Annotated in this window: 26 protein-coding genes and 1 riboswitch; of the genes, 9 read left to right on the forward strand and 17 right to left on the reverse strand. The window is 60.2% G+C overall.

Annotated features, from left to right (window positions below; all coding sequences use genetic code 11):
- The first annotated feature begins 136 nt into the window (after window positions 1–136).
- The 3 genes from OXR61_RS04850 to OXR61_RS04860 are packed head-to-tail and all read left to right on the forward strand — an operon-like array spanning window position 137 to window position 3,104.
- Window positions 137–898: an endonuclease/exonuclease/phosphatase family protein gene (locus tag OXR61_RS04850; RefSeq protein ID WP_021508486.1), complete on the forward strand. Its 762-nt coding sequence runs from the start codon at window positions 137–139 to the stop codon at window positions 896–898.
- On the forward strand, window positions 895–2,139 hold the full coding sequence (gene clsB / locus OXR61_RS04855) for a cardiolipin synthase ClsB (protein WP_267410993.1): 1,245 nt from the start codon (window positions 895–897) through the stop codon (window positions 2,137–2,139). The genes OXR61_RS04850 and clsB overlap by 4 nt, the downstream gene beginning before the upstream one ends.
- Complete coding sequence (locus OXR61_RS04860) at window positions 2,139–3,104, forward strand: lysylphosphatidylglycerol synthase domain-containing protein (RefSeq protein WP_021508488.1); 966 nt, start codon at window positions 2,139–2,141, stop codon at window positions 3,102–3,104. The genes clsB and OXR61_RS04860 overlap by 1 nt, the downstream gene beginning before the upstream one ends.
- Before the next feature lie 136 nt (window positions 3,105–3,240).
- On the opposite strand, the gene OXR61_RS04865 is transcribed toward OXR61_RS04860, so the two are convergent.
- The 7 genes from OXR61_RS04865 to moaA all read right to left on the reverse strand — a co-directional run bounded on the left by OXR61_RS04865 (window position 3,241) and on the right by moaA (window position 7,883).
- Window positions 3,241–3,948 carry a Bax inhibitor-1/YccA family protein gene (locus tag OXR61_RS04865; protein WP_021508489.1) on the reverse strand — a complete coding sequence of 236 codons (708 nt, stop codon included), beginning with the start codon at window positions 3,946–3,948 and terminating at the stop codon, window positions 3,241–3,243.
- A gap of 57 nt (window positions 3,949–4,005) precedes the next feature.
- Entirely contained in the window at window positions 4,006–5,100 is a 1,095-nt protein-coding gene (locus OXR61_RS04870) for a DUF1615 domain-containing protein (protein ID WP_021508490.1), read from the reverse strand.
- A gap of 82 nt (window positions 5,101–5,182) precedes the next feature.
- Window positions 5,183–5,635: a molybdopterin synthase catalytic subunit MoaE gene (gene moaE, locus OXR61_RS04875; RefSeq protein ID WP_021508491.1), complete on the reverse strand. Its 453-nt coding sequence runs from the start codon at window positions 5,633–5,635 to the stop codon at window positions 5,183–5,185.
- 2 nt (window positions 5,636–5,637) lie between these two features.
- A complete protein-coding gene (gene moaD / locus OXR61_RS04880) occupies window positions 5,638–5,883 on the reverse strand; it encodes a molybdopterin synthase sulfur carrier subunit (protein WP_021508492.1) in 246 nt (81 codons plus the stop codon).
- On the reverse strand, window positions 5,876–6,361 hold the full coding sequence (gene moaC, locus OXR61_RS04885; RefSeq protein WP_021508493.1) for a cyclic pyranopterin monophosphate synthase MoaC: 486 nt from the start codon (window positions 6,359–6,361) through the stop codon (window positions 5,876–5,878). Before moaC ends, moaD begins: the two co-directional genes overlap by 8 nt.
- Before the next feature lie 2 nt (window positions 6,362–6,363).
- Window positions 6,364–6,879 carry a molybdenum cofactor biosynthesis protein B gene (gene moaB / locus OXR61_RS04890; protein WP_021508494.1) on the reverse strand — a complete coding sequence of 172 codons (516 nt, stop codon included), beginning with the start codon at window positions 6,877–6,879 and terminating at the stop codon, window positions 6,364–6,366.
- Window positions 6,880–6,896: 17 nt separating this feature from the next.
- Complete coding sequence (gene moaA / locus OXR61_RS04895) at window positions 6,897–7,883, reverse strand: GTP 3',8-cyclase MoaA (protein ID WP_021508495.1); 987 nt, start codon at window positions 7,881–7,883, stop codon at window positions 6,897–6,899.
- Window positions 7,872–8,008, reverse strand: a riboswitch (molybdenum cofactor riboswitch). It overlaps the preceding gene by 12 nt.
- Window positions 8,009–8,202: 194 nt before the next feature.
- Here moaA and yvcK point away from each other — a divergent pair.
- On the forward strand, window positions 8,203–9,105 hold the full coding sequence (gene yvcK / locus OXR61_RS04900) for a uridine diphosphate-N-acetylglucosamine-binding protein YvcK (RefSeq protein ID WP_021508496.1): 903 nt from the start codon (window positions 8,203–8,205) through the stop codon (window positions 9,103–9,105).
- A 30-nt stretch (window positions 9,106–9,135) separates the two neighbouring features.
- Here yvcK and uvrB read toward each other — a convergent pair whose 3' ends face one another.
- The gene (gene uvrB, locus OXR61_RS04905) at window positions 9,136–11,157 is read right to left on the reverse strand and encodes an excinuclease ABC subunit UvrB (protein WP_021508497.1); all 2,022 of its coding nucleotides are present in this window, start codon (window positions 11,155–11,157) and stop codon (window positions 9,136–9,138) included.
- Window positions 11,158–12,075: 918 nt separating this feature from the next.
- Between uvrB and OXR61_RS04910 the strand changes: the two genes are divergently transcribed.
- Window positions 12,076–12,792, forward strand: coding sequence for an ATP-binding cassette domain-containing protein (locus OXR61_RS04910; protein WP_021508499.1), 717 nt, complete (start codon window positions 12,076–12,078; stop codon window positions 12,790–12,792).
- Window positions 12,793–12,834: 42 nt separating this feature from the next.
- Here OXR61_RS04910 and bioD read toward each other — a convergent pair whose 3' ends face one another.
- From bioD to bioB, 4 genes are read right to left on the reverse strand one after another with little or no spacing between them, the layout of a single operon-like run.
- On the reverse strand, window positions 12,835–13,506 hold the full coding sequence (gene bioD / locus OXR61_RS04915; protein ID WP_021508500.1) for a dethiobiotin synthase: 672 nt from the start codon (window positions 13,504–13,506) through the stop codon (window positions 12,835–12,837).
- Window positions 13,503–14,258 carry a malonyl-ACP O-methyltransferase BioC gene (gene bioC / locus OXR61_RS04920; RefSeq protein WP_021508501.1) on the reverse strand — a complete coding sequence of 252 codons (756 nt, stop codon included), beginning with the start codon at window positions 14,256–14,258 and terminating at the stop codon, window positions 13,503–13,505. Before bioC ends, bioD begins: the two co-directional genes overlap by 4 nt.
- Window positions 14,239–15,390, reverse strand: a complete 1,152-nt coding sequence (bioF, locus tag OXR61_RS04925; protein ID WP_021508502.1) for an 8-amino-7-oxononanoate synthase — start codon at window positions 15,388–15,390, stop codon at window positions 14,239–14,241. Before bioF ends, bioC begins: the two co-directional genes overlap by 20 nt.
- Window positions 15,391–16,422: a biotin synthase BioB gene (gene bioB / locus OXR61_RS04930; RefSeq protein ID WP_021508503.1), complete on the reverse strand. Its 1,032-nt coding sequence runs from the start codon at window positions 16,420–16,422 to the stop codon at window positions 15,391–15,393. It abuts the gene before it with no gap.
- 87 nt (window positions 16,423–16,509) lie between these two features.
- On the opposite strand from bioB, the gene bioA reads away from it, so the two are divergent.
- Together bioA and OXR61_RS04940 are read left to right on the forward strand one after the other, a co-directional pair.
- Entirely contained in the window at window positions 16,510–17,802 is a 1,293-nt protein-coding gene (gene bioA / locus OXR61_RS04935; RefSeq protein WP_021508504.1) for an adenosylmethionine--8-amino-7-oxononanoate transaminase, read from the forward strand.
- A 67-nt stretch (window positions 17,803–17,869) separates the two neighbouring features.
- Entirely contained in the window at window positions 17,870–18,346 is a 477-nt protein-coding gene (locus OXR61_RS04940) for a kinase inhibitor (RefSeq protein WP_021508505.1), read from the forward strand.
- Window positions 18,347–18,424: 78 nt separating this feature from the next.
- Here the strand turns inward: OXR61_RS04940 and pgl are convergent, their stop codons facing one another.
- Window positions 18,425–19,420: a 6-phosphogluconolactonase gene (gene pgl, locus OXR61_RS04945; protein WP_021508506.1), complete on the reverse strand. Its 996-nt coding sequence runs from the start codon at window positions 19,418–19,420 to the stop codon at window positions 18,425–18,427.
- 148 nt (window positions 19,421–19,568) lie between these two features.
- On the opposite strand from pgl, the gene OXR61_RS04950 reads away from it, so the two are divergent.
- The gene (locus OXR61_RS04950; protein ID WP_021508507.1) at window positions 19,569–20,387 is read left to right on the forward strand and encodes a pyridoxal phosphatase; all 819 of its coding nucleotides are present in this window, start codon (window positions 19,569–19,571) and stop codon (window positions 20,385–20,387) included.
- A gap of 107 nt (window positions 20,388–20,494) precedes the next feature.
- On the opposite strand, the gene modC is transcribed toward OXR61_RS04950, so the two are convergent.
- The 4 genes from modC to OXR61_RS04970 form a co-directional block, all read right to left on the reverse strand.
- The gene (modC, locus tag OXR61_RS04955) at window positions 20,495–21,553 is read right to left on the reverse strand and encodes a molybdenum ABC transporter ATP-binding protein ModC (protein ID WP_021508508.1); all 1,059 of its coding nucleotides are present in this window, start codon (window positions 21,551–21,553) and stop codon (window positions 20,495–20,497) included.
- On the reverse strand, window positions 21,553–22,245 hold the full coding sequence (gene modB, locus OXR61_RS04960) for a molybdate ABC transporter permease subunit (protein WP_021508509.1): 693 nt from the start codon (window positions 22,243–22,245) through the stop codon (window positions 21,553–21,555). The genes modC and modB overlap by 1 nt, the downstream gene beginning before the upstream one ends.
- Window positions 22,242–23,015 (reverse strand): molybdate ABC transporter substrate-binding protein, encoded by a 774-nt coding sequence (gene modA / locus OXR61_RS04965; protein ID WP_021508510.1) that lies wholly within the window; start codon window positions 23,013–23,015, stop codon window positions 22,242–22,244. Before modA ends, modB begins: the two co-directional genes overlap by 4 nt.
- Before the next feature lie 127 nt (window positions 23,016–23,142).
- Window positions 23,143–23,301: an AcrZ family multidrug efflux pump-associated protein gene (locus OXR61_RS04970; protein ID WP_021508511.1), complete on the reverse strand. Its 159-nt coding sequence runs from the start codon at window positions 23,299–23,301 to the stop codon at window positions 23,143–23,145.
- Between the two features lie 117 nt (window positions 23,302–23,418).
- Between OXR61_RS04970 and modE the strand changes: the two genes are divergently transcribed.
- On the forward strand, window positions 23,419–24,201 hold the full coding sequence (modE, locus tag OXR61_RS04975; protein ID WP_021508512.1) for a molybdenum-dependent transcriptional regulator: 783 nt from the start codon (window positions 23,419–23,421) through the stop codon (window positions 24,199–24,201).
- The last annotated feature ends 13 nt before the right edge of the window (window positions 24,202–24,214 follow it).

The following is a 24,214-nucleotide window of genomic DNA, read 5'->3' on the forward strand; positions in this document are numbered from 1 at the left end:
CTGACCGCAGCCAGACGGATTTCCTCAATGTAAAGCAAATTTCGGATAACACCCTAATTTTCTGTCTCCAGCACCACCCATTTGTGACAAAGACTACACTTTGTTCTGTTGATGATGAAAAGGAGCGCGTCGCAGTATGCCACAAAACACGCAAGGATCTTCATTTAAAGTCCTGACGATCAATACCCATAAGGGGTTCACCAGCTTTAACCGTCGCTTTATCCTGCCGGAACTGCGCGACGCAGTGCGCGCGACCTCGGCGGATATCGTCTTTTTACAGGAGGTGATGGGCACGCACGCCATCCACTCCGCACACATTGAAAACTGGCCGGAAAATTCGCACTACGAATACCTTGCCGACACCATGTGGCACGATTTCGCTTACGGCCGCAACGCGGTCTATCCCGAGGGCCATCACGGCAACGCGATACTGTCACGCTTTCCGATCACCGAATACCAAAACCGCGATATTTCTGTCGCCGGCAGTGAGAAACGCGGCATGTTGCACTGCCAGATCAGCCTGCCGGATCGGCCGGAACCGATTCACACCTTGTGCGTGCACCTCGGCCTGAAAGAGAAGCACCGTCTGGCGCAGATGCGCATGATGTGTGAACTGATTGAGTCGCTGCCACCGGATGCGCCCCTGGTGGTGGCCGGCGATTTTAATGACTGGCAGGTACGCGCTAATCGATTTTTACAGCGCGGAGCCGGTCTGCAGGAGGTGTTTAGCATGAAAAACGGTCGCCCGGCACGCACCTTCCCGGCGCGCTTTCCGCTGCTGCGTCTTGATCGCATTTATATCCGTAATGCGTCGGTGAGCCAGCCGTGGGCGTTGCCGGTGAAACCCTGGTCACATCTGTCCGATCATGCCCCGCTGGCCGTGGAGATCTTTCTATGAATTTCAGCTGGCGCGAAGGTAACCAGCTGCGACTGCTGGAAAATGGCGATCAATTCTTTCCGCGCGTCTCCGGCGCGATCCAGCGCGCCCAGCGTACGCTGCTGCTGGAGACGTTTATCCTGTTTGAAGATGAGGTCGGTAAGGCGCTGCACCGCGATCTGCTGGCCGCCGCGCAGCGCGGTGTTAAGGTGGAAGTGATGGTGGATGGCTACGGCTCGCCGGATCTTTCCACCCAGTACATCAACAGCCTGACCGAAGCAGGCGTGCGCTTTATCTATTACGATCCGCGCCCGCTGGTGATGGGCATGCGCACCAACGTGTTCCGCCGTCTGCATCGCAAAATTGTGGTGATTGATGAGGAGATTGCGTTTGTCGGCGGTATCAATTTCTCCGCCGAGCACAACACCGATTACGGACCGGAAGCCAAGCAGGATTACGCCGTGGAGGTGAAAGGGCCGGTGGTGCTGGATATCGCGCGCTATGTACAGCAGGCGATCGGCAGCGAACAGGTGACGCGCCGCTGGTGGGGCGCGCGCTCCCAGCGCCTGGCGGTGAACGCCCTGCCCGGGGATGCGCAGGTGCTGTTTGTCTACCGCGATAACGATGAGCACCGCGATGACATCGAACAGCACTATCTCGATATGCTGCGCAAGGCGGAGCAGGATGTGATTATCGCCAACGCCTACTTCTTCCCCGGCTATCGCCTGCTGCGGGAAATGCGCAGTGCGGCTCAGCGCGGTGTGCGCGTGCGGCTGATTGTGCAGGGTGAACCGGACATGCCGATTGTTAAAGTCGGCGCCGAGTTGCTGTACAACTATCTGGTGGATGCTGGCGTTGAAGTGTACGAATACTGCCGCCGCCCGCTGCATGGCAAAGTGGCGGTGCAAGATCAGCAGTGGTCAACGGTGGGTTCCAGCAACCTCGACCCGCTCAGCCTGTCGCTGAATCTCGAAGCCAACCTGATCATCCACGACCACGCCTTCAACCAGACGCTGCGCGATAACCTTGAGCAGCTGCTGGCTGCCGACTGCGTGCGCGTCGATGAAGACAAGCTGCCGCCGCGCACCTGGTGGCAGCTGACCAAAAGCGTCATCGTGTTCCATTTCCTGCGCCATTTCCCGGCCATCGCCGGCTGGCTGCCTGCCCATACGCCCCATTTGTCTCAGGTCGATCCGCCGGTGCAGCCGGAAATGGAAACCCAGGACCGGGTTGAAGCCGATAACGAAGGAGCGAAACCCTGATGAGCAAAAAGAACCCGCGCTGGCAGTTAGCGAAAAAAATCCTTACCTGGCTGTTCTTCATTGCGGTGATCGTGCTGCTGGTGGTTTACGCACGCAAGGTGAACTGGGAGGACGTGTATAAGGTCATCGTCGGCTATAACCGCTACGTGGTGCTGAGCGCCGCCGCGTTAGTGGTGGTGAGCTACCTCACCTACGGTCTGTACGATTTGATTGGCCGCGCCTACTGCGGACATAAACTGGCGAAACGTCAGGTGATGCTGGTGTCATTCATCTGTTACGCCTTTAACCTGACGCTGAGCACCTGGGTGGGCGGTGTGGCGATGCGCTATCGCCTCTATTCGCGCCTCGGCCTGCCCGGCGGCACCATCACGCGCATCTTTTCACTGAGTATTGCCACCAACTGGCTGGGCTACATTTTGCTTGGCGGCGTAGTGTTTGTCGCCGGCATGGTGCCGATTCCGCCCGGCTGGTTCATCGGCGAAGGCACACTACGGGTGATTGGTGCGGTCCTGCTGGCGATGGTGGCGGTTTATCTGTGGGCCTGTGCTTTCGCGAAGAAGCGCCGCTGGACGGTGAAGGGCCAGCATCTGCAACTGCCCTCGCTGCGCATGGCGCTGTTTCAGTTTGCCGTTTCCTGCGCCAACTGGATGGTGATGGGCACCATTATCTGGCTGCTGCTGGCGCGTGAAGTGGATTATCCCATCGTGCTGGGCGTGCTGTTAATCAGCAGTATTGCCGGGGTGATTATTCATATTCCGGCGGGCATTGGCGTGCTGGAAGCGGTGTTCCTCGCGCTGCTCAGCGGCCAGCATGCTTCGCACGGTGAGATTATCGCCGCGCTGCTGGCTTATCGCGTGCTCTATTTTATTCTGCCGCTGCTGCTGGCACTGGTGCTGTATCTGTGGCTGGAGAGCCGCGCGAAGCATTTACGGCAGAAGAATGAGCGCAAGATGGCGGCGCGATAAGGCGTGCCAGGTGGAAGATGAAGAACACGTAATACATTGCGCCGCTACGGAGAAGGTGAAACGGGCTGATAAGTACAAACCGTTCACCTGGCCGTAGCGGCGCGATTATTTTCACAGCCTTAATGGCTGGTTACTTTTAGCGACGGTTACCGAAAATCCGCAGCAGCATCAGGAACAGGTTGATGAAATCGAGATACAGCGTCAGCGCGCCCATGATGGAGAAGCGGCGCAGATTCTCTTTATCGTTAACATCAATGCCCTCACCGATGGCTTTCAGCTTCTGCGTGTCATAAGCCGTCAGGCCCACAAACACCACCACGCCGATATAGGTAATCGCCCACATCAGCGCCGGGCTTTTCAGCCAGAAGTTCACCAGCGACGCCAGCAGAATGCCGATCAGCGCCATAAACAGCAGGCTGCCGAAGCGGCTCAGGTCGCGTTTGGTGGTGTAGCCGTAAAAGCTCATGGCACCAAACATACCCGCGGTAACGAAGAAGGTACTGGCGATCGACGAGTAGGTATAAACAAGGAAAATACTCGCCATTGTCAGCCCGGTCAGCGCGGAATAGAGCATAAACAGCCCGGTCGCCACGGCGCCGCTCATGCGCTGCACCATGCCGGAAAGCACGAACACCAGCGCCAGCTGCGCGATAATCAGGCCGAAGAAGGTGATGCGATTGGCAAACACCAGTTCCATGACGGCAGGCGTGCGCGCAGCAAACCACGACACAAACGCCGTCAGCAGTAAGCCGCAGGTCATCCAGCCATACACCTGCGCCATATAGGTTTGCAGCCCGGTCGACGCCTGCTGCACGATTGAACCATTACGTGGATATCGATCCATGATGCACCTCTTTAAAAGTTACTGATAACGTCAGTGTGAAGTGTACACCACCGATCGTCAACGGCGCGTCATACACTGCTGATATCGCCCGTCAACCCGCTGGGCAAACCACGCGGTGGTGAGATTACGGGTAATTTTCGGGCTCTCCAGCTTAATGCCCGGCAGCACTTCGCGCGGCAGACGTTTTCCCGCCATCTTATCGGCGAGGATAAAGGTCTGTTTCCACAGCGTGCTGTCGCTGAAGCTTTCGCTGTCGCCCTTCTCCAGATCGCGGCGAATCTCACGTGTGCTCATGTCCAGCTGCTTCGCCAGCGTGCGCACCGCCAGTTCGGTGGCGCTCGCCTGTTCGCTGCCGTAGCGGATCAGGTCGCCATCCAGCGCCAGTTTGATGCCGCTGGCACGCGCCACCGCAGCCTGGAACGCGGCGTTGCGGCTGGCGTACCAGCCGGCGTTGAAGTCAGCAAAGCGATACAGCGGCTGGCTGTAGTCTACCGGATAGCCCAGCAGGTGCAGCGTGCCGAAGTAGATACCGCCGCGCCGGCTAAACACTTCGCGCCGGATTGAACCGTCAATCGGGTATGGATAGCCCTGCGCATGCGCTTCGGCAAAGGCAATGCTGACCTGCATCGGCCCGCCGGTGTGGATTGGGTTGAGATTACCGAACAGCTTCTGCCCCATCGGCACCATATCGATAAAGTCATCAAAAATGGCGCTCAGCTCTTTCTCGCTGTGCACCTTATCGAGACGTGCCGCGTAGCTCTCGCCGTTGGAGGATTTGATCAGTAACGCGGTGCGCACCAGAAACGCCGGCACGTGCACGCTGGCGGCGCGGCGGTCAATCTCCGCCCAGGCGATTTTTGGCAGACCCGGCACGGTGGCATCGGCGCTGAAGTTAGATTCCTGATCGGTCACGGCGATCACCGCGCAAATGTTGCTGGCGCTGGCGTCGATGTGCTGCACGCGCAGCGCGGTATAGATGTCGTCGGCCCAGGCCGATTTTTGCGTCACATGGGCGGGCAGCAATTGCTGAATCTGCGCTTTCACGTCAGCGGGCTGGCGGGCCGGTAGCTGCGGCTCCTTTTTGGTGCTGCATCCGGCCAGCACCAGCGCAGCCAGCAGCGCTGCGCCGCGTAATATCGTGTTGGTGTTCATCCTGCTCCCTGATAAGCCAGCAAAAACCGTACCTTACCGTTTTCGTGGTCTGGCGGCTATCAGCGCGGGCGGATTTTGCGCGCTAGTTCCAGCGTTCAGCGGCCTGGTGGTCGCTGTCGCGGGCATCGACCCAGCGATCGCCCTGCGCGGTGGCTTCGCGCTTCCAGAACGGCGCGCGGGTTTTCAGGTAATCCATAATAAATTCACTGGCGGCAAAGGCGCTGCCGCGATGGGCGCTGCTGACGCCAACAAACACGATCTCATCACCAGGGAACAGTTCGCCTACGCGATGAATCACCGTCACCTGCTGCAGTGCCCAGCGCTGACGCGCATCCGCCACAATCTCCGCCAGCGCTTTTTCCGTCATACCCGGATAGTGCTCCAGCGTCAGCGCGGCCACGCTGTCGCCGAGATTGTGGTTGCGGACTTTGCCGGTGAAGGTGACGACCGCGCCGTCGCTGTCATGTGCCGCCAGCAGCGCATACTCGTCGCCAACGTTAAACGGCGCGCTGCCGACGCGAATTCGGGTTGTCATGCTCAGCCTCCGGTAACCGGCGGGAAGAACGCCACTTCATCGCCGGCGCGCAGCGGATGGTTCATCGGCACCAGCGTCTGATTCACCGCCGCCAGCAGCTTGCCGGACTCCAGCGCCAGCGCCCAGCGATCGCTTTTCTGCGCCAGCGCAGCGCGCAATGTGGCGACGTCAGCATACTCTGCCGCCAGATCCAGCGCGGCGGTGCCGGTCAGTTCGCGCACCTGGGCAAAAAACAGCACCTTAATCATGGCGCACCGCCCGGAAATCACCGGATTTACCACCGCTTTTGCTCAGCAGCCGCAGCTGGTCGATGACGATATCTTTCTGCACCGCTTTGCACATGTCGTAGATGGTCAGCGCCGCGACCGAGGCGGCGGTCAGCGCTTCCATTTCCACGCCGGTTTTGCCGCTCAGGCGACAGCGCGAGGTAATGCGTACGCGGCTGTGCTCCGGCTCAGCCACCAGCGTCACCTCGACTTTGCTCAGCATCAGCGGATGGCACAGCGGAATCAGTTCCCAGGTGCGCTTCGCCGCCTGAATACCGGCAATGCGTGCGGTGGCGAAAACATCGCCTTTGTCATGGCTGCCGTCGAGGATCATTTGCAGCGTGGCCGGCTGCATCAGCACCAGGGCTTCCGCCTGCGCTTCTCGCACGGTGTCAGTTTTGCCGGAGACGTCCACCATGTGGGCTTCGCCGGCCGCGTTGATATGGGTTAACGAGGACATGCTTATAACTTCTTCAAATGTGAGACAAAATTACACGGACGCGTACGCGCATCCAGCTGGGCTTCAATGATCCGCTCCCATGCGCTGCGGCAGGCACCGGTTGAGCCCGGCACGGCAAACAGCAGCGTCTGGTTGGCCAGACCGGCCACCGCGCGTGATTGCAGCGTCGCGCTGCCGATCTCCTCGTAGGAGATCATGCGAAACAGTTCGCCAAAGCCGTCAATTTCGCGATCCAGCAGCGGCAACAGCGCTTCCGGCGTACTGTTTTTACTGTTAAAGCCGGTGCCGCCGTTAATCAGCACCACCTGCACATCTTCACTGGCAATCCAGCGCGACAGCGTGGCGCGGATGCGATAACGGTTGTCCGGGACGATGGCGTGATCGACCACCTGATGCCCGGCTTCGGTCAGCGCCTCACGCAGATAGTCGCCAGAGCTGTCACTGCTGGCGTCGCGGCTGTCAGAGACGGTCATCACCGCCGCATTTAAGGCGACAAAATCGCCGGAAGGTTTACCCATGGCCGTAACTCCTGTGTTTAGCCACCAATGAAGGAGAGGTTCTGCGTGATGCCGGTATTGCCCTGATGCAGGAAATGCGTCTGCTTCTTCTGCCCGAGGCTGTGAGCGATGCGCGCCTGCAGCTCGGCCTGCTGATCGTCGGAGGCCAGCAGATCGCGCAGCGGCACGCCGCCGTCGCCAAACAGGCACAGATGCAGGTTACCGATCGCCGATACGCGCAGGCGATTACAGCTGGCGCAGAAATCTTTTTCATACGGCATGATCAGGCCGACTTCCCCCTGATAATCCGGATGGCGGAACACCTGGGCCGGGCCATCGCTGCGGCCGCGCGGCTGGCGCTGCCAGCCCTGCATGATCAGCTGATCGCGGATCACCTCGCCGGACACATGATGACGGCGGAACAGATCGCCGCCCTCGCCGGTTTCCATCAGCTCGATAAAGCGCAGCTGAATCGGCCGGGTGCGGATCCACGCCAGAAAGGTCTCCAGACTGTGGCTGTTGACGTCGCGCATCAGCACGCTGTTGACTTTGACGGTGCTGAAACCGGCATCAAAGGCCGCATCAATCCCCGCCATGACTTCATGAAACTTGTTCTGCCCGGTAATGGCGTGAAACTGCCGTGCGTCGAGGCTGTCGACGCTGACATTGATATGGGTGAGGCCTGCCGCACGCCAGGCGCCGACGTCGCGCGCCATGCGGTAGCCATTGGTGGTCATGGCGATCTGGCGGATTGCCGCGTTGTCGCGCACGGCGGCAATGATATCGGTGAAGTCGCGCCGCATCGAGGGTTCGCCGCCGGTCAGGCGCACTTTTTCGGTGCCCGCCGCCGCAAAGGCACGCGTCACGCGACGAATCTCATCCAGCGAGAGAAAACTTTTGTTGTGCACGCCGTTCGGCCGGTAGCCGTCGGGCAGGCAGTAGGTACAACGGAAGTTACACACATCCGTGACCGACAGGCGCAGATAATAAAAGCTGCGCGCATAGGCATCTGTAAATTGTGGCACCTGAACACCTTTCCAAAGTACGGGAGATGCAGTCATTTCTTTCTGCACCCTGGCAGCTCGCGGCTGCGGCCAGGCATCCATATCACACGACTTAGGAACGCAAGGCTTGGGAGTCTGTTGTCATTGTGGACAACACGGTTAAAGCAAATGGTAGCGCGATTTGACGCTCGCATCCATCGGCATTTATCGCTATATATATTGATACATAACGTTATTTCACCGCATTTTCGCGACAGGATACGGTAAAATGCGCGACAGATATTGATACACATCAGTTGAACGCCGTCTGCACCTCACGTGCGGCGCTTTAAGGAGTAGCATGAATCGTACCCTGGCAGATTTGGATCGCGTGGTGGCACTCGGCGGCGGCCACGGCCTTGGCCGCGTGATGTCGGCGCTGGCGCCGCTGGGCTCACGCCTGACCGGCATCGTCACCACCACCGACAACGGCGGATCCACTGGCCGCATACGCCGTTCAGAAGGCGGCATTGCCTGGGGCGACATGCGCAACTGCATTAACCAGCTGATCACCGAACCCAGCGTGGCCTCTGCCATGTTCGAGTATCGCTTTACCGGCAACGGCGAACTGGCCGGGCATAATCTGGGCAATCTGATCCTGAAAGCGCTCGATCACCTCAGCGTGCGTCCGCTGGAAGCCATCAACATTATCCGCAACCTGCTGAAGGTGGATGCGTTTCTGATTCCGATGTCGGAACAGCCGGTGGACCTGGTCGCGCAGGATAGCGAAGGCAATATGGTGTACGGTGAAACGGCGATTGACGAAATGAAGCAGGCGCCGGAAGAGCTGATGCTGCACCCTAATGTGGTGCCGACGCGTGAAGCGCTGGACGCCGTCGCCGAGGCCGATTTGATCCTGATTGGTCCCGGCAGCTTTTACACCAGCCTGATGCCGATTCTGCTGATGGAGGAGATGGCACGCGCGCTGCGCCGTACGCCCGCCACCATGGTGTTCATCGGAAATCTCGGGCGCGAACTGAGTCCGGCGGCGGCCAGCCTGACGGTCGCCGACAAGCTGGCGATGATGGAAAAAGCCATTGGCAAACGGGTGATTGACGCCGTGGTGGTTGGCCCGTCAGCAGACACGCGCGGCGTCACTGAGCGGTTGATCGTGCGCGAACCGCTGGAAGCCGCCGATATCCGCTATCGTCACGACCGCCAGCTGCTGCGCCGCGCGCTGGAACATGCCATTCAGGCGGTTTAGCCGGCGCGCAACGCGACCGCCGGCTTCAGATTAAGAGGCGGCGATAAACAGTTCACGCAGCTCGTGCAGCTGGTCGCGCACCCGCGCGGCCTCTTCGAACTCCAGGTTCTGCGCGTGCTGCTGCATCTGCCCTTCCAGCTCGTGAATCTTCTTCTGCATGGCCTGTGGCGTGAGCGCCAGATAGCTGGCCTCAGCCTCGGCGGCAGTGCGTGAAGCCGTTTTACCTTTGCCGCGCGTTTTCACCACGTTTTTGCCCAGCTCAAGAATATCGGTGATTTTCTTGTTCAGGCCCTGCGGCACAATGCCCCGCTCTTCGTTATAACGCTGCTGCTTCTCGCGGCGGCGCTCGGTCTCTTCCATCGCCCGCGCCATCGACGGCGTGATCTTATCTGCGTAGAGAATCGCTCTGCCGTTGACGTTACGCGCCGCGCGTCCGATGGTCTGAATCAGCGAGCGCTCGGAGCGCAGGAAGCCCTCTTTATCGGCGTCAAGAATCGCCACCAGCGACACTTCCGGCATATCCAGCCCTTCGCGCAGCAGGTTGATCCCCACCAGCACGTCAAACTCCCCGAGACGCAGATCGCGAATGATCTCCATACGCTCAACGGTATCAATGTCGGAGTGCAGATAGCGCACCTTCTCGCCGTGCTCTTCAAGATACTCGGTGAGGTCTTCGGCCATGCGCTTGGTCAGCGTAGTGACCAGCACGCGCTCGTTGATTTCGACGCGCTTGCGGATCTCCGACAGCAGATCGTCGACCTGGGTCGCCACCGGTCGCACCTCAAGAATCGGATCGAGCAGACCGGTAGGCCGCACCACCTGATCGATAACGTCGCCGCCCGATTTCTCCAGCTCGTAGTTACCTGGCGTGGCCGAGACGTAAATGGTCTGCGGTGCCAGCGCTTCAAACTCTTCAAAGCGCAGCGGACGGTTGTCCAGCGCCGACGGCAGGCGGAAACCATACTCCACCAGCGTCTCTTTACGCGCGCGGTCACCGCGATACATGCCGCCAATCTGCGGAATAGTCACGTGGGATTCATCGACCACCAGCAGGCCATCCGCCGGCAGGTAATCAAACAGCGTCGGCGGCGGCTCACCCGGTCCGCGTCCGGAGAGATAGCGCGAATAGTTTTCAATGCCCGAGCAGTAGCCGAGTTCGTTCATCATTTCGAGGTCAAACTGGGTGCGCTGGGTGATGCGCTGCTCTTCCAGCAGTTTATTGTTCTCCAGCAACACTTTGCGCCGCACCGCCAGCTCATCCTTGATCTCTTCCATCGCCTGCAAAATACGCTCGCGCGGCGTGACGTAGTGCGTTTTTGGGTAGATGGTGAAACGCGGAATCACCGAGATCACCTGGCCGGTCAGCGGGTCGAACAGCGACAGGCGCTCAACCTCTTCATCAAACAGCTCTACACGCAGACCAATGTCATCGGATTCCGCCGGGAAGATATCGATCACTTCGCCGCGCACGCGGAAGGTGCCGCGCTGGAAAACCTGGTCGTTGCGGGTGTACTGCAGTTCGGCGAGGCGGCGCAGAATGCTGCGCTGATCGATGATCATGCCGCGCGTCAGATGCAGCATCATTTTCAGGTAGAGATCGGGATCGCCCAGGCCGTAGATGGCAGAAACCGACGCCACCACAATCACGTCGCGGCGCTCCAGCATCGCTTTAGTGGCAGAGAGACGCATCTGCTCGATATGCTCGTTTACCGCTGCATCTTTCTCGATGAAGGTATCCGAACTGGGCACGTAGGCTTCCGGCTGATAGTAGTCGTAGTAGGAGACGAAGAATTCGACCGCGTTATCCGGGAAGAACTCTTTCATCTCGCCATACAGCTGTGCCGCCAGCGTTTTATTCGGTGCCATTACCATGGTCGGCCGGTTGAGATCGGCAATGACGTTGGCGATGGTAAAAGTTTTTCCTGAACCGGTAACCCCCAGCAGCGTCTGGTGCGCCAGTCCATCCTCCAGCCCTTCTTCAAGGCGACGAATCGCCTCAGGCTGATCGCCTGAAGGTTTGAAAGCGGAGTTGAGTTTAAAGGCTTTACTCATGGTATTACGGTTCCTGCTGAAGAAGTCGGCGGGCAGGCTGGTAATTCTACTCTGCTATGGCGATTTTGCCAGAAAAAAATACTGGATATAATTACAGATATGCTGCACGATGATGGGGAGATGCCGCGATTCGCTTCAGCGTAATTTATGCGGTAATCCGGAAGCGTTTGTTGCGCAAGGTTATCCCCAGACGAGCAACGCTTTTAACAATTGTCAATAGAGCGTCATTAAATTGCAGTCTGATGACAAGCCAGACAATTCTCAGGCTTGCTTTTAAATAACCTGCTGATTTAAAAGAGATTGACTCAAAAGCCCAGTTTCGCAGCATTATGTATGCAACCCGCGTATTTCCTCGCTTGCGCCCGGTTTTCAGTCGCTAATGCACAAGGTTATCCACAGGAATAGTGGATAACTGAATCCAGCCCCACGTCCATCGGCTGTGTATAATTTTCCCCTCGCTTATCCTGCCGTGCGAAAAAATTTTTTTTGCGATTATTTTTCCACCATCCCGTGCGGCTTTAACTATTCTTTTGGCGTACCCCATCGTGCCGTAACGGGAAAAAGCCCAGCGTTAAGGCCACTTATTTCTTCAGTCCCTGCCTTATGACAGCACAGATGCACCAGAAACGTTAAGCAGTCAGCACCGTCAAAGTGCAGGCGAGTTATTACTGTGGGCAATTGTTAAGCTTTTCTCATCAATTATGGCGAGTTTCGCTGCCTTTTACCCCGGTTGAGGCTGCTTTGGCGGATCTGGCCTGGGAATTGCAGTGAATTAACGGTGGAGTGACGAGTCCATGCCGGCAGGATGAACAAGCGCCGCCGGCGACAGCAGTGTCCCAATAGCCATTGTGCATGACTGTATGCCAGACGACACAGAGCGGGAGCATTCAGGCGAATAATCTGGAAGGAGAATGTCAGATGCTGAGTTTACGTTCGGTGAATCAATTTTACGGTCAGAACCATATTTTATGGGATGTGGATCTCGATCTGCCGCCGGGCACCTGCACCGGCGTGCTGGGCAGCCCGGGGATGGGCAAAACCACGCTGGTGAACTGTATTATGGGTCGCCTGCCCATTAATAGTGGATCGATGACCTGGCAGGAAGACGGCGCGCCGCCGGAAAACCTGCTACTGCAGCCTGCTGAGCAGCGCGCGCGCATGGGCATCGGCTACGTACCACAGGGACGCCACATCTTTTCCCAGATGAGCGTGGAAGATAACCTGCTGATTGCGCTGATGGCGGCACAGGACGATCGCAGCCGCGCCATTCCCGAGATGGTGTTCGATCTGTTTCCGGCGCTCTACTCGCTGCGTCATCAGCGCAGTGGCGAACTGCCGATGGATCAGCAGCAGCAGCTGGCCCTGGCGCGCGCGCTGGTGCTGCAGCCGAAACTATTGATCCTCGATGAACCCACCGAAGGCATGTCGCCGTGGCTGGAGGAGGAGATGGGGAATCTGATTCGCCGCCTGAACCGCGACTATGGCCTGACGATTCTGCTGCTGGAACAGCATGTGTCGTTCATTCGCCGCGTGGCAGACTATTTTCTGCTGCTGCATCGGGGCCGCAACGTGGCGCAGGGCAGCGTGGCGCAGCTGGATGATGTAACGGTGAGTAAGTGGTTAACGGCCACCTAGCGTTGGTAGCGTGCGGCGCAGAGTGCTGCGCCGCCGCGCCATTTACTGTGGCAGGGTAAGGTAACGGCCACAGTCGGCCTGCTGTGCCGCGCTGCTCAGCCACGGAATCTCACCGAGGAACGGGGCCGCAATGCGCTGTTGCAGCGTTGCCAGATATTCCGCATGTCGCTTACCCGGCGGCTGGATGTCATTGGCAATCCAGCCGGCAAGGCGCAACCCGCGCGCCTTCACCGCTTCCGCCGTCAGCATGGCGTGGTTGATGCAGCCGAGCTTCACGCCGACCACCAGAATCACCGGCAGCTGCTCGGCGGCGACCCAGTCGGCGTAGGTTTGCGTTGCGGACAGCGGCGTGAACCAGCCGCCCGCACCTTCCACCAGCACCCATTCAGCCTGCTGCTCCAGCGCGCGTAAGCCAGCGGAGAGCTGCGCAAATTCAATCGGTCTGCCCTCTTCTGCGCTGACGATATGCGGCGACGTCGGTTCGATGAACGCCAGCGGGTTCACCTGCTCATAGCTCAGCGCCAGGCTGCTGTAGCGCTGCAGCGCCAGCGCGTCGCTGTTGCGCACGCCGTCGGGCGTAATCTCGCAGCCGGAGGCCACCGGTTTGTAGCCAGCAGTGCGTAATCCCGCAGCGCTGGCCGCCTGCAACAGAGCGCCGCTGGCGACTGTTTTGCCCACTTCGGTGTCAGTTCCGGTAATAAACCAGCGTGTCATTTTTGTAAAACTCCATACATCAGGTGATAACTGAGACGATAGCCGTGCGCAGCCTGCGGCCAGTGCTGCTCCAGCTGCGCCAGCTGCGGGCGCGTCAGCAATGCTGCCTGCCGTCCATCGTGCAGATGCGTCGCGCCGATGCCTTTCAGCGAACGCATGGCGCTGAGCGCGCTGGGGAAATGCAGCGTGACGATCTGCGTCTGGCTGCGCAGCGGCAGGCCCGCGGTCGCCAGGGCAAAGGCATCGCCGCTGAGGAAGCGATTGGCGTGACGCCGACCATCGATCTGCGCCCACGCCTGGTGCACCTCCTGCAGCGAGCCGTCGAGCAGCGTCGAGAACAGCACGCTGCCGCCCGGGCGCGTCACGCGCAGAAACTGCAGCAGCGCGGTGCGCAGATCGCTGCTCCACTGCACCGCCAGGTTGCTCCAGACGCCGTCGACGCTGTTATCCGCCAGCGGTAACTGGTCGATATCGCCCTGTAAATAGTCGTGCGCCGAGTGCTGTTCGCGTGCCGCCTGCAGCATCGCCGGTGACAGATCCAGCGCGCAGACCTGGCGACCGCGATCGCGCCAGTAGCGGCTGAACCAGCCGGTGCCGCAGCCGGCGTCCAGCAGCTGCGGGCCAAATCCGGCCGGCGCCAGCGCCAGCAGCGCCTCGCCGCTCTGGCGCTGCAGCTGAGCATGCTGTTCGTAGTGCGCGGCCGCCCGGCCAAACGCCTGCGCCACCGCCTGTTTATTCACCTGCAGCGTCATACAGTGCCTCCAGCAACGCGTCGATATCTTCGGGATGATGCGCCGCGGTGAGCGTAATGCGCAGCCGCGCGGTACCCGGCGGCACCGTTGGTGGCCGGATCGCGCTCACCCAGCAACCGGCCAGCGTCAGCCGCTGCGCCAGCGCCAGCGCGGCACGGTTTTCGCCAACGATCAGCGGCTGAATGGCGCTGTCAGAGGCCATTAGCTGCCACGGCAACTGCGCCGCTCCCGCGCGAAAGCGGGCAATATTTTGCTGCAACCGCGCGCGCAGCGCGTCGCCCTGCTGGATCTGCGCCAGCGCCGCCAGCAGCGCACAGCACTGCGCCGGCGGCATGGCGGTGGAATAGATTAAATGGCGCGAGAACTGCTCGACGTAATCTGCGGTGGCGTCATCACACAGCAGCGCGGCGCCGCTGACGCCAAAGCCTTTACCAAAAGTCACCACCAGCAGTTCCGGTTTCACCTGCTGCTGCCAGCAGCTGCCGCGCCCCTGCTCACCGGTGACGCCAATGCCGTGCGCATCGTCCACCAGCAGCCAGCCGCCCGCGCGCCGGGTTTCGGCGGCAAGTTCAGCCAGCGGCGCACTGTCGCCATCCATGCTGAATACGCCCTCGGTCACCACCAGCGTGCCGCCTTCCGCGCGCATCGCCAGCAGCTTCGCCAGGCTGGCCGGCTGGTTGTGGGCAAAACGGCGCAGCGTTGCCGGACTGTGGCTGGCGGCATCCAGCAGCGAGGCGTGCGCCAGTTTGTCAGCGATAATGCGATCCGACTTTTGCGCCAGCAGATGGATTACTGCCTGGTTGGCGGCAAAGCCGGAGATAAACAGCAGCGCGCGCGGGTAGCCGAGCCAGGACGCCAGCTGCTGCTCCAGCTGCGCATGGTGACGGCTGTAGCCGGTGACGTGGCCGGAAGCGCCGGAACCGACGCCCGCCTCGCGCACGCCCTGCTGCCAGGCGGCCATCACCGCCGGATGCTGGCTCAGGCCGAGGTAATCATTGCTGGAGAAGTGGCGATAGCGCTGCCCGTCGAGGGTAATTTCACGCACGCTGTTGTGCTCAATGCGCCGCCGCTGCCGCCAGCCGTCAGCGGCACGCTGCGCCGTCAGCGCCTGCGCAATACGTTCAGACCACATTTACACGGCCGCGTTATAGAACTGCGCGCTGTCGGCGTGCAGCAACTGCTCGCTGAGCTGATGCTGCTGTTCGTTATCGCCTGCAGTCGTGGCGGTGTGCTCCGGATTCAGGCCCAGCTTGCGGAACAGGATCAGATCTTTGTCCTCTTCCGGGTTTGGCGTGGTCAGCAGCTTGCAGCCGTAGAAAATCGAGTTGGCACCCGCCATGAAGCACATCGCCTGGGTCTGTTCGCTCATCTGCTCGCGACCGGCCGACAGGCGCACGTGCGAGGTTGGCATCATGATGCGCGCCACGGCAATTGTGCGGATAAAGTCGAACGGCTCGACGTCATCGTTATCCGCCAGCGGCGTGCCTTTGACTTTCACCAGCATGTTAATCGGCACGCTCTCCGGCGGCGTGGGCAGGTTGGCCAGCTGCACCAGCAATCCGGCGCGGTCGTTGACCGTTTCGCCCAGCCCGACAATGCCGCCCGAGCACACTTTGATGCCGGCGTTGCGCACTTTATCCAGCGTATCAAGACGCTCCTGATAGGTACGGGTGGTGATGATGATGCCGTAAAACTCCGGCGAGGTGTCGAGGTTATGGTTGTAAAAATCGAGCCCGGCGCTGGCCAGCCGCTGCGCCTGATCGTGGTCGAGCGTGCCCAGCGTCATGCAGGTTTCCATGCCCATGGCTTTCACGCCCTGCACCATCTGCTCAAGGTACGGCATGTCGCGCTCGTGCGGGTTTTTCCACGCCGCGCCCATGCAGAAGCGGCTGGAGCCGGCTGCTTTGGCCTTGCGCGCCGATTCCAGCACCGCTTCCACCTCCATCAGGCGCTCGGTTTCCAGCCCGGTTTTGTAACGCGCGCTCTGCGGACAGTATTTACAGTCTTCCGGACAGGCGCCGGTTTTGATCGACAGCAGCGTGCTGACTTGCACCTGACGCGGGTCGAAGTGCTGGCGGTGCACCTGCTGTGCTTCAAACATCAGCTCGAGAAAAGGTTTATCAAATAGCGCCTGAGCCTGAGCCAGTGTCCAGCGATTAGCCATTGCTTACTCCAAAAAAGGGGGTTCATCCTGACGATTAACGTGGTTATACTTGTAAACTAAATCTTTTCAAAATGGTTTACAAGACAGATGTTCACACAGGACGACCTCCGCTTTGACCGCCAGCATATCTGGCATCCTTACACCTCAATGCGCGATCCGCTGCCGTGCTACCCGGTGGTGGCCGCGCACGGCTGCACGCTGCAGCTTGCCGATGGACGTGAGCTGGTCGACGGCATGTCGTCGTGGTGGGCAGCGATCCACGGCTATAACCATCCGCGCCTCAATCAGGCGTTGCAGCAACAGATGGCGCAGATGTCACACGTGATGTTTGGCGGCATCACCCATCCGCCAGCCGTAGAGCTGAGCCGCCAGCTGATCGCCATGACGCCCGAGGCGCTGGAGTGCGTGTTCCTCGCCGATTCCGGCTCGATCGCCGTCGAAGTGTCGATGAAAATGGCGCTGCAGTACTGGCTGGGACGCGGAGAGACGCGGCAGAAATTCCTCACGCTGCAGCGCGGTTATCACGGCGATACGTTTGCCGCCATGTCGGTCTGCGATCCGGAAAACTCGATGCACAGCCTGTGGCGCGGCTACCTGCCGGAGCATCTGTTCGCCCGCGCGCCGCAGTGTGGCTTTGACGATGACTGGGATGACAACGATATTGCCGATTTCGCCCGGCTGGCCGAACAACACCATCGCAGCATTGCCGCGGTAATCCTGGAACCTATCGTGCAGGGTGCCGGCGGCATGCGTTTCTACCATCCCCGCTATCTGCAACAGGTGCGGGCGCTGTGCGATCGCTACGGTTTATTGCTGATCGCCGATGAGATCGCCACCGGCTTCGGCCGCAGCGGCAAGCTGTTTGCCTGCGAGCACGCCGGCATCACGCCGGACATTTTGTGTCTCGGCAAGGCGCTGACCGGCGGCACCCTGACGCTCTCCGCCACCCTGACCACGCGCGACGTCGCCGATACCATCAGCCGCAGCGCGGCGGGCTGCTTTATGCACGGTCCGACGTTTATGGGCAATCCGCTGGCCTGTGCGGTGGCGGTCGAAAGCCTGAAGCTAATCAACGAAGGGCACTGGCCGGCGCAGGTGGCGGCGATTGAGCAGCAGCTGCGAACGGAACTGCTGCCGCTGCGCGACCATCCGATGGTGGCGGATGCGCGCGTGCTGGGGGCGATTGGCGTGATTGAGACCCATCAGCCGGTGAACATGGCGGCACTGCAGCAGTTCTTCGTGGAACGCGGCGTATGGATTCGCCCGTTCGGTAAGCTGATTTACCTGATGCCACCTTATCTGATTTCTGCCGCACAGCTAACGCAGCTGACGGCGGCACTAAGCGCTGCACTGGCGGTGGACGGCCACTTTCAGCCCTGACACCGCTGGCACTCGCCGCCATTTTCCACCATCATGGAGAGCAGTACACAACAGGAAAGGAGAGATCATGCGCGTAGTGAGCCAGGATTTTAACGATGGCGATAAAATGCCCGAGCGCCACGTGTTTAACGGCATGGGTTACCAGGGCGATAATCTGTCGCCGCACCTGGCATGGGATGAAGTGCCAGCCGGCACCAAAAGCTTTGTGGTGACCTGCTACGATCCGGATGCCCCGACCGGCTCCGGCTGGTGGCACTGGGTGGTTGCCAATATTCCGGCGGAGGTGACCGTGCTGTCACAGGGCGCCGGTTCCGGCGTGGCGGAACTGCCGGAGGGTGCCATTCAGACGCGTACCGATTTCGGCCAGAACGGTTACGGTGGCGCAGCGCCGCCGCAGGGCGAATCGCATCGCTACATCTTTACGGTGCATGCGCTGGACGTGGAAAAAATTGAGGTGGACGAAGGTGCCAGCGGCGCGATGGTCGGCTTCAACGTGCACTTCCATGCGCTGGCCAGCGCGTCGATCACGGTGAAATACGCCTGATTGCATAAGGTGCGCATCGCTGCGCACCCCGGCAGAGGTCGCCGTAAATGGCGACCCTGCATGACCGAATAGCGTTCCTCAGTCCAGTGCGTGAATCACTACCCACATCGGCCCCTGACCCACGGCGTAACGCGCCAGCGGTTGCAGCAGGCCACGATCGCCGATGCGATAGACTTCAATGTGATGCGATTTCTGCCCCGCCGCCACCAGATACTGACCGCTGCCATCAATGTTAAAGCCACGCGGCTGAGTTTCGGTCGGCTGATAACCTTCAATCGTCAGCACCGAGCCGTCCTCACTGATACTGAACACGGTCAGCGTGCTGCTGGTGCGGTCACAGGCATACAGGAAGCGACCGTCCGGGGTGATATGGATATCCGCTGCCCAGCGTGTGTCGCTGAAGCCCGGTGGCATGATATCAAGACTCTGCACGCGCTCGACCTGGCCGTTAACATTGTTCAGCGCCCAGACGTCGACGGTGCTGTCCAGTTCGTTAACCACATAGCCATAGGCGCCGTTCGGGTGGAACGCCATATGACGCGGGCCGGCGCCTTCTACCGTGGTCACCTGCGGCTGCGTGCGCGGTGCCAGCGTGCCGTCCACCTGCAGCTGATACAGGCAGATGCGATCCTGTTTCAGCGCTGGTACAAACAGCGTCTGGTTGCTGAGGTCGATATTCGCCGAATGGCAGCCCTCCAGCCCGTTAATCACCTGCAGCGGTGCCTGCGGCAGGCCGTCGCTGCCAATCGGACTGATGCTGACGCAGGCATCGTTATAGGAGCCGCAGAACAGATAGTTGCCCTGGCGGTCGGTAGAAATGTGAGTCGGGCTGCCCGGCAGCGGCGCTTCACCGGCCAGGCTCAACGTACCGTCGGCCGCAATGCGGTACGCCAGTACGCGAAAATTCGGACGCACGCCGACATAGAGAAAATCTTTCTTCGGGCTCACCACCATCGGCTGCACCTGGCCGGCCACATCCGTGACCTGCAATAACGTCAGTGCGCCATCTTCCTGCATCTGCCAGGCGTGGATCTGCTGGCTCTCGGGACTGGCGGTATACACGACTTGTTTCATGCGTTTTCCTTATTCGCTGCCTGATGAAAAACAGTAACTGTAGCGCGTTTCACCGCCGCGCGCTGGGCTGATTTGTGCCCTGCTTTTTGTCTCAGGGCCGCTGGCGGGTGTAGACTTAACGCTTTGCTAACTCCGGACGGAAAGTGTAATGAGCTACCGCGTAATCGCCCTTGACCTTGACGGCACCCTGCTGACCCCAAACAAAACCATCCTGCCAGAATCCCTTGAAGCCTTAGCCCGCGCGCAACAGGCTGGCGTTCAGGTGCTGATCGTCACCGGTCGCCATCACTGCGCGATTCACCCGTTTTATCAGGCGCTGCAGCTGACAACGCCCGCCATCTGCTGTAACGGCACGTACCTGTACGATTACCAGGCGCAACGGGTGCTGGCTGCCGATCCGCTGGAGAAACGTCAGGCGGCGCGGGTGATTGAGATGCTCGATCAGGAGAATATTCACGGTCTGCTGTATGTCGATGATGCGATGCTGTACCAGGAAGCGACCGGCCATGTGACGCGCACCCTCAACTGGGCGCAGTCGCTGCCGGAAGCGCAGCGCCCGCTGTTTGTGCAGGTGCCGAGTCTGGCGCAGGCGGCGCACGACGCGCAGTCGATCTGGAAATTTGCCCTGTCGCATCCGGATACCCGCGCGCTGCAGCAGTTTGCCGAACGCACCGAACGCGAGCTGGGTCTGGCGTGTGAATGGTCGTGGCACGATCAGGTCGATATCGCTCAGGCCGGCAACAGCAAAGGCAAACGCCTGGCGCAGTGGGTGGCGAGCCAGGGTCTGAGCATGCAGGACGTGCTGGCGTTTGGCGACAATTACAACGATCTCAGCATGCTGGAGCAGGCCGGGCTGGGCGTGGCGATGGGCAATGCCGATGACGCCATCAAAGCACGCGCGTGCAAAGTGATCGGCACCAACCTTGAGCCGGGCATTGCGCAGGTAATCTACCAGGAAGTGCTGTAACGCCAGGCTGATCGCGGCAAAAGGTATCTGTAGGGTTGACCGGAAAAAAACGCGAAAAAACGCGCTGATCCGCAGACCGGACGTACCGCGCTGTCGTCCGGTTTGTGTTACGCGGTAATCGACACGCTCTTGATCTGCGCATACAGCCACTGATCGGGCCGGATATTCAGCTCGTCGCGCGCCCACGGTGAAATGCGCGCCCACAGCTCGCTGACGCCGATGCGCAGCTTCACTTCGACCTGGTCGTCCAGCTCCAGCAGCTCCACCACCTGCGCCGGTAAAATATTGCGGATCGAGGTATTTTGCGGCGGCTGCAGCGCCAGCGACACGTCCGCCGAGGCGATACGGATGCGCAGTACGCTTTTCACCGGCTGATTCACCCGGCTGACCCAGATGTGCTGATCGCCAAGCGACAGCGCGGTCATCGGGTAATCCGGATGCTGCTCCAGCACCTGCACGCGCAGTACGCTGCTGCGCTCGGCCGCCGGCAGCCAGGGCCGCATCGCGCTGCTGCCCCACACTTTTTCCAGCGCGCCGAAGGCTTTGACGTTACCGTTATCCAGCACCAGTACCTGATTCGCCAGCTGGACAATCTCCTCCAGGCTGTGGCTCACGTACAGCAGCGGAATCTCCACCTGCTTCGCCAGCTTCTGCAAATAGGGCATCAGCTCGCGCTTGCGTGGCAGATCGAGCGACGCCAGCGGTTCGTCCATCAGCAGGATATCCGGCGCGCTCAGCAGCGCCCGGCCCATCGCCACGCGCTGCTTTTCGCCACCCGACAGCGAGGCCGGATAGCGATCCAGCAGCGCGTCCAGTCCCAGCAGCGTCACCAGCGCCCCGAACTGCGCTTTCATTTTGGGCGCCATGCCATACTGCAGATTGCCGCGCACGCGATAATGGGGAAACAGGCGCGCATCCTGAAACACGTAGCCGATGCGGCGTTTTTCCGGCGGCAGATTGATGCCGCTGTCGCGGTCAAACAACAGACGATCGTTAAGCGCAATCTGGCCGCTCTGCGGCTGCGTCAGGCCGCTGATAGCATTGATTAATGAGGTTTTTCCTGCCCCGGACACGCCAAAGATCGCGGTGATGCCGCTGGCCGGAATTTCCACATCGACGTTGAGCTGATGCTCACCGAGCTGTTGCGCAATGTTGATTTTCAGCATCAGGCCGCTCCCAGCCGCTTGCGGCCCCAGCGCGCCAGCAGCTCTGAGGCCACCAGCGACAGCAGCGCCAGCGCAATCGCCACCGCGCACAGCCGCGCCGCAGTGCCTTCCGCGCCGGGCGTTTCAATCAGGGTAAACATGGCTGACGGGATGGTGCGGGTTTCGCCGGGAATGTTGGAGACAAAAGTAATGGTGGCACCAAACTCGCCGAGCGAGCGGGCAAACGCCAGCACGGTGCCCACGATGATGCCCGGAAAAGTCAGCGGCAGCGTGATGGTGAAAAACACCCGCCAGCGGCCCGCGCCTAAGGTCCGCGCCGCCTGCTCCAGCCGGCTGTCTACCGCTTCCAGTGCCAGACGAATGGCGCGCACCATCAGCGGAAACGCCATCACCGCGGAGGCCAGCACCGCACCGCGCCAGCTGAAGGCGAAGGTGATACCGAACCAGTCATATAGCCAGCTGCCAATCAGACCGCGCCGTCCCAGCGTCAGCAGCAGCAAATAGCCCACCACCACCGGCGGCAGCACCAGCGGCAGGTGAATCAGGCTATCGAGCAGGGTTTTGCCGGGAAAGCGACAGCGCGCCAGAATCCAGGCCATCAGGATGCCAAACGGCAGGCTGCACAGCACCGCCACGCAGGAAACTTTCAGGCTGAGGAACACGGCCTGCCATTCGGGATCGCTCAGTATCATCTCTTCGGCGTAAATCCATACTGTTTAAACACGGCAGCGGCATCCGGCCCCTGCAGATAGTCATAGAAGGCCTGCACCGCTGCGTTCTGGTGATCGCTGACCACCGCCATCGGGTACTCTACGGGTTTGTGACTCGCTTCGGGGAAGCGTCCGACCACCTGCACTTTATCACTGGCTACCGCGTCGGAACCGTACACGATGCCATACGGCGTTTCGCGTCGCTCCACCAGCGCCAGCGCGGCACGCACGTTGTTAGCCGGTGCGAGCCGTGAAGCCAGCGTGTCCCACGCGCCCAGCTTTTGCAGCGCTTCTTTGGCATAAATGCCTGCCGGCACATGATCCGGATCGCCCACCGCCAGGCGCTCACCCTTAAGCAGGTTCTGCCATGGGGTCTGCGCATTGATGGTCACCGGCTGCGCGTTAGCGCTTTTTGCCGCCACCAGCACCAGATCATTGCCCAGCAGCGTGTAGCGCGTACTGCCGATCACGCTGTTTTTCGCCACCGCATCGTCCATCCACTGCTGATCGGCAGAGATAAACAGATCCGCCGGGGCGCCCTGCTCGATTTGCCGCGCCAGCGTCGACGAGGAAGCGAACGAGGATACCACTTCAACGCCGCTTTTTTGCTGATATTGCGTGGCAATCTGCTGCATCGCATTGGTCAGCGAGGCCGCAGCGAACACGGTAATTTTCTCCGCCGCCAGTGCCTGACCCGACAGCGACACGGTGACCACGGCCGCCGCCGCCCAGTGATAAAGCGTATTTTGCATAGAGAACTCCAGGTTACGTTATATAGTTGATAATACAACGCGAGCCTGAAAGCTGTCATGAGCTTTATATCGGCAAAAACGGCGGGAAGTTAAGGGCAAAACGCCCGCAGCGTGCGGGCGTTAAAAATCAGTGGTGTGAGCTATTGGCGGGACGGTCGTCGCGGCGGCCAAATTTAGAGATGACGTTAAAGACTTCACCCAGGCCGTAAATCAGACCCAGCATAATCGCCATCACGATGGGCACCATGATGATGGCGACCGCCAGGCTTTTTAACAGTTCCAGCATGGAAACCTCGCGCAAAGAGTAAAAAAGTGATTGTAACGGCTGGAGAAAAAAAGGCACTGCCCTTTTCGTGCTTTTACTTTAGGCCTTACAATTGGCGCATTCACCTAAGGAGCTGACATGCAGGCAGAACTCTCTCTTCACATTCGTCTTCAGCAGAAACTGTTTGCCGATCCGCGCCGTATTGAGCTGCTCAGGCGCGTGCAGGAAACCGGCTCCATCAGCCAGGGCGCCAGACTGGCGGGCATCAGCTATAAAAGCGCCTGGGACGCCATCAATGAGATGAATCAGCTGGCGGATCAGACGCTGGTCGAACGCGCGACCGGCGGCAAAGGCGGCGGCGGTGCCCGGCTGACGCGCTACGGCGAGCGATTAATCCAGCTGTTTCAGCTGATGGAGCAGATCCAGCAAAAAGCCTTTGACGTGCTGCAAAACGACAGCCTGCCGCTCGACAGCCTGCTGGCGGCGATCGCCCGCTTTTCCCTGCAAACCAGCGCGCGCAACCAGCTATTTGGCACGGTGCAGGCGCGCGATCGTCAGCAGGTGCAGCAGCATGTTGAGATACTGCTGAACGACGGCGTGACGCGCCTGCAGGTGGCTCTGACCGAACGCAGCGCGGAGCGGCTACAGCTCGACAGCGGTAAAGAGGTGCTGGTGCTGATCAAAGCGCCGTGGATCCGCCTGACGCCTGACGCCGCAGAGGGCGATAATCAGCTGCCGGGCCTTGTCCACACCATCGAACCCGGCGAAACGCAGAGTGAAGTGCTGATTGCGCTGGCGGGCGGTGAAATGTTGTGCGCCACCGTCCCCAGCCAGGCGCTTCGCCAGCATATTCTGCAGCCCGGCAGCGCCGTGACCGCCTGTTTTAATGCAGAACACGCCATCATCGCCACACTGCTCTGATCTGGCCGCCATG

The organism is Pantoea sp. GM_Pan_4 (assembly GCF_026541005.1).
Taxonomy (GTDB): Bacteria; Pseudomonadota; Gammaproteobacteria; order Enterobacterales; family Enterobacteriaceae; genus Pantoea; species Pantoea dispersa.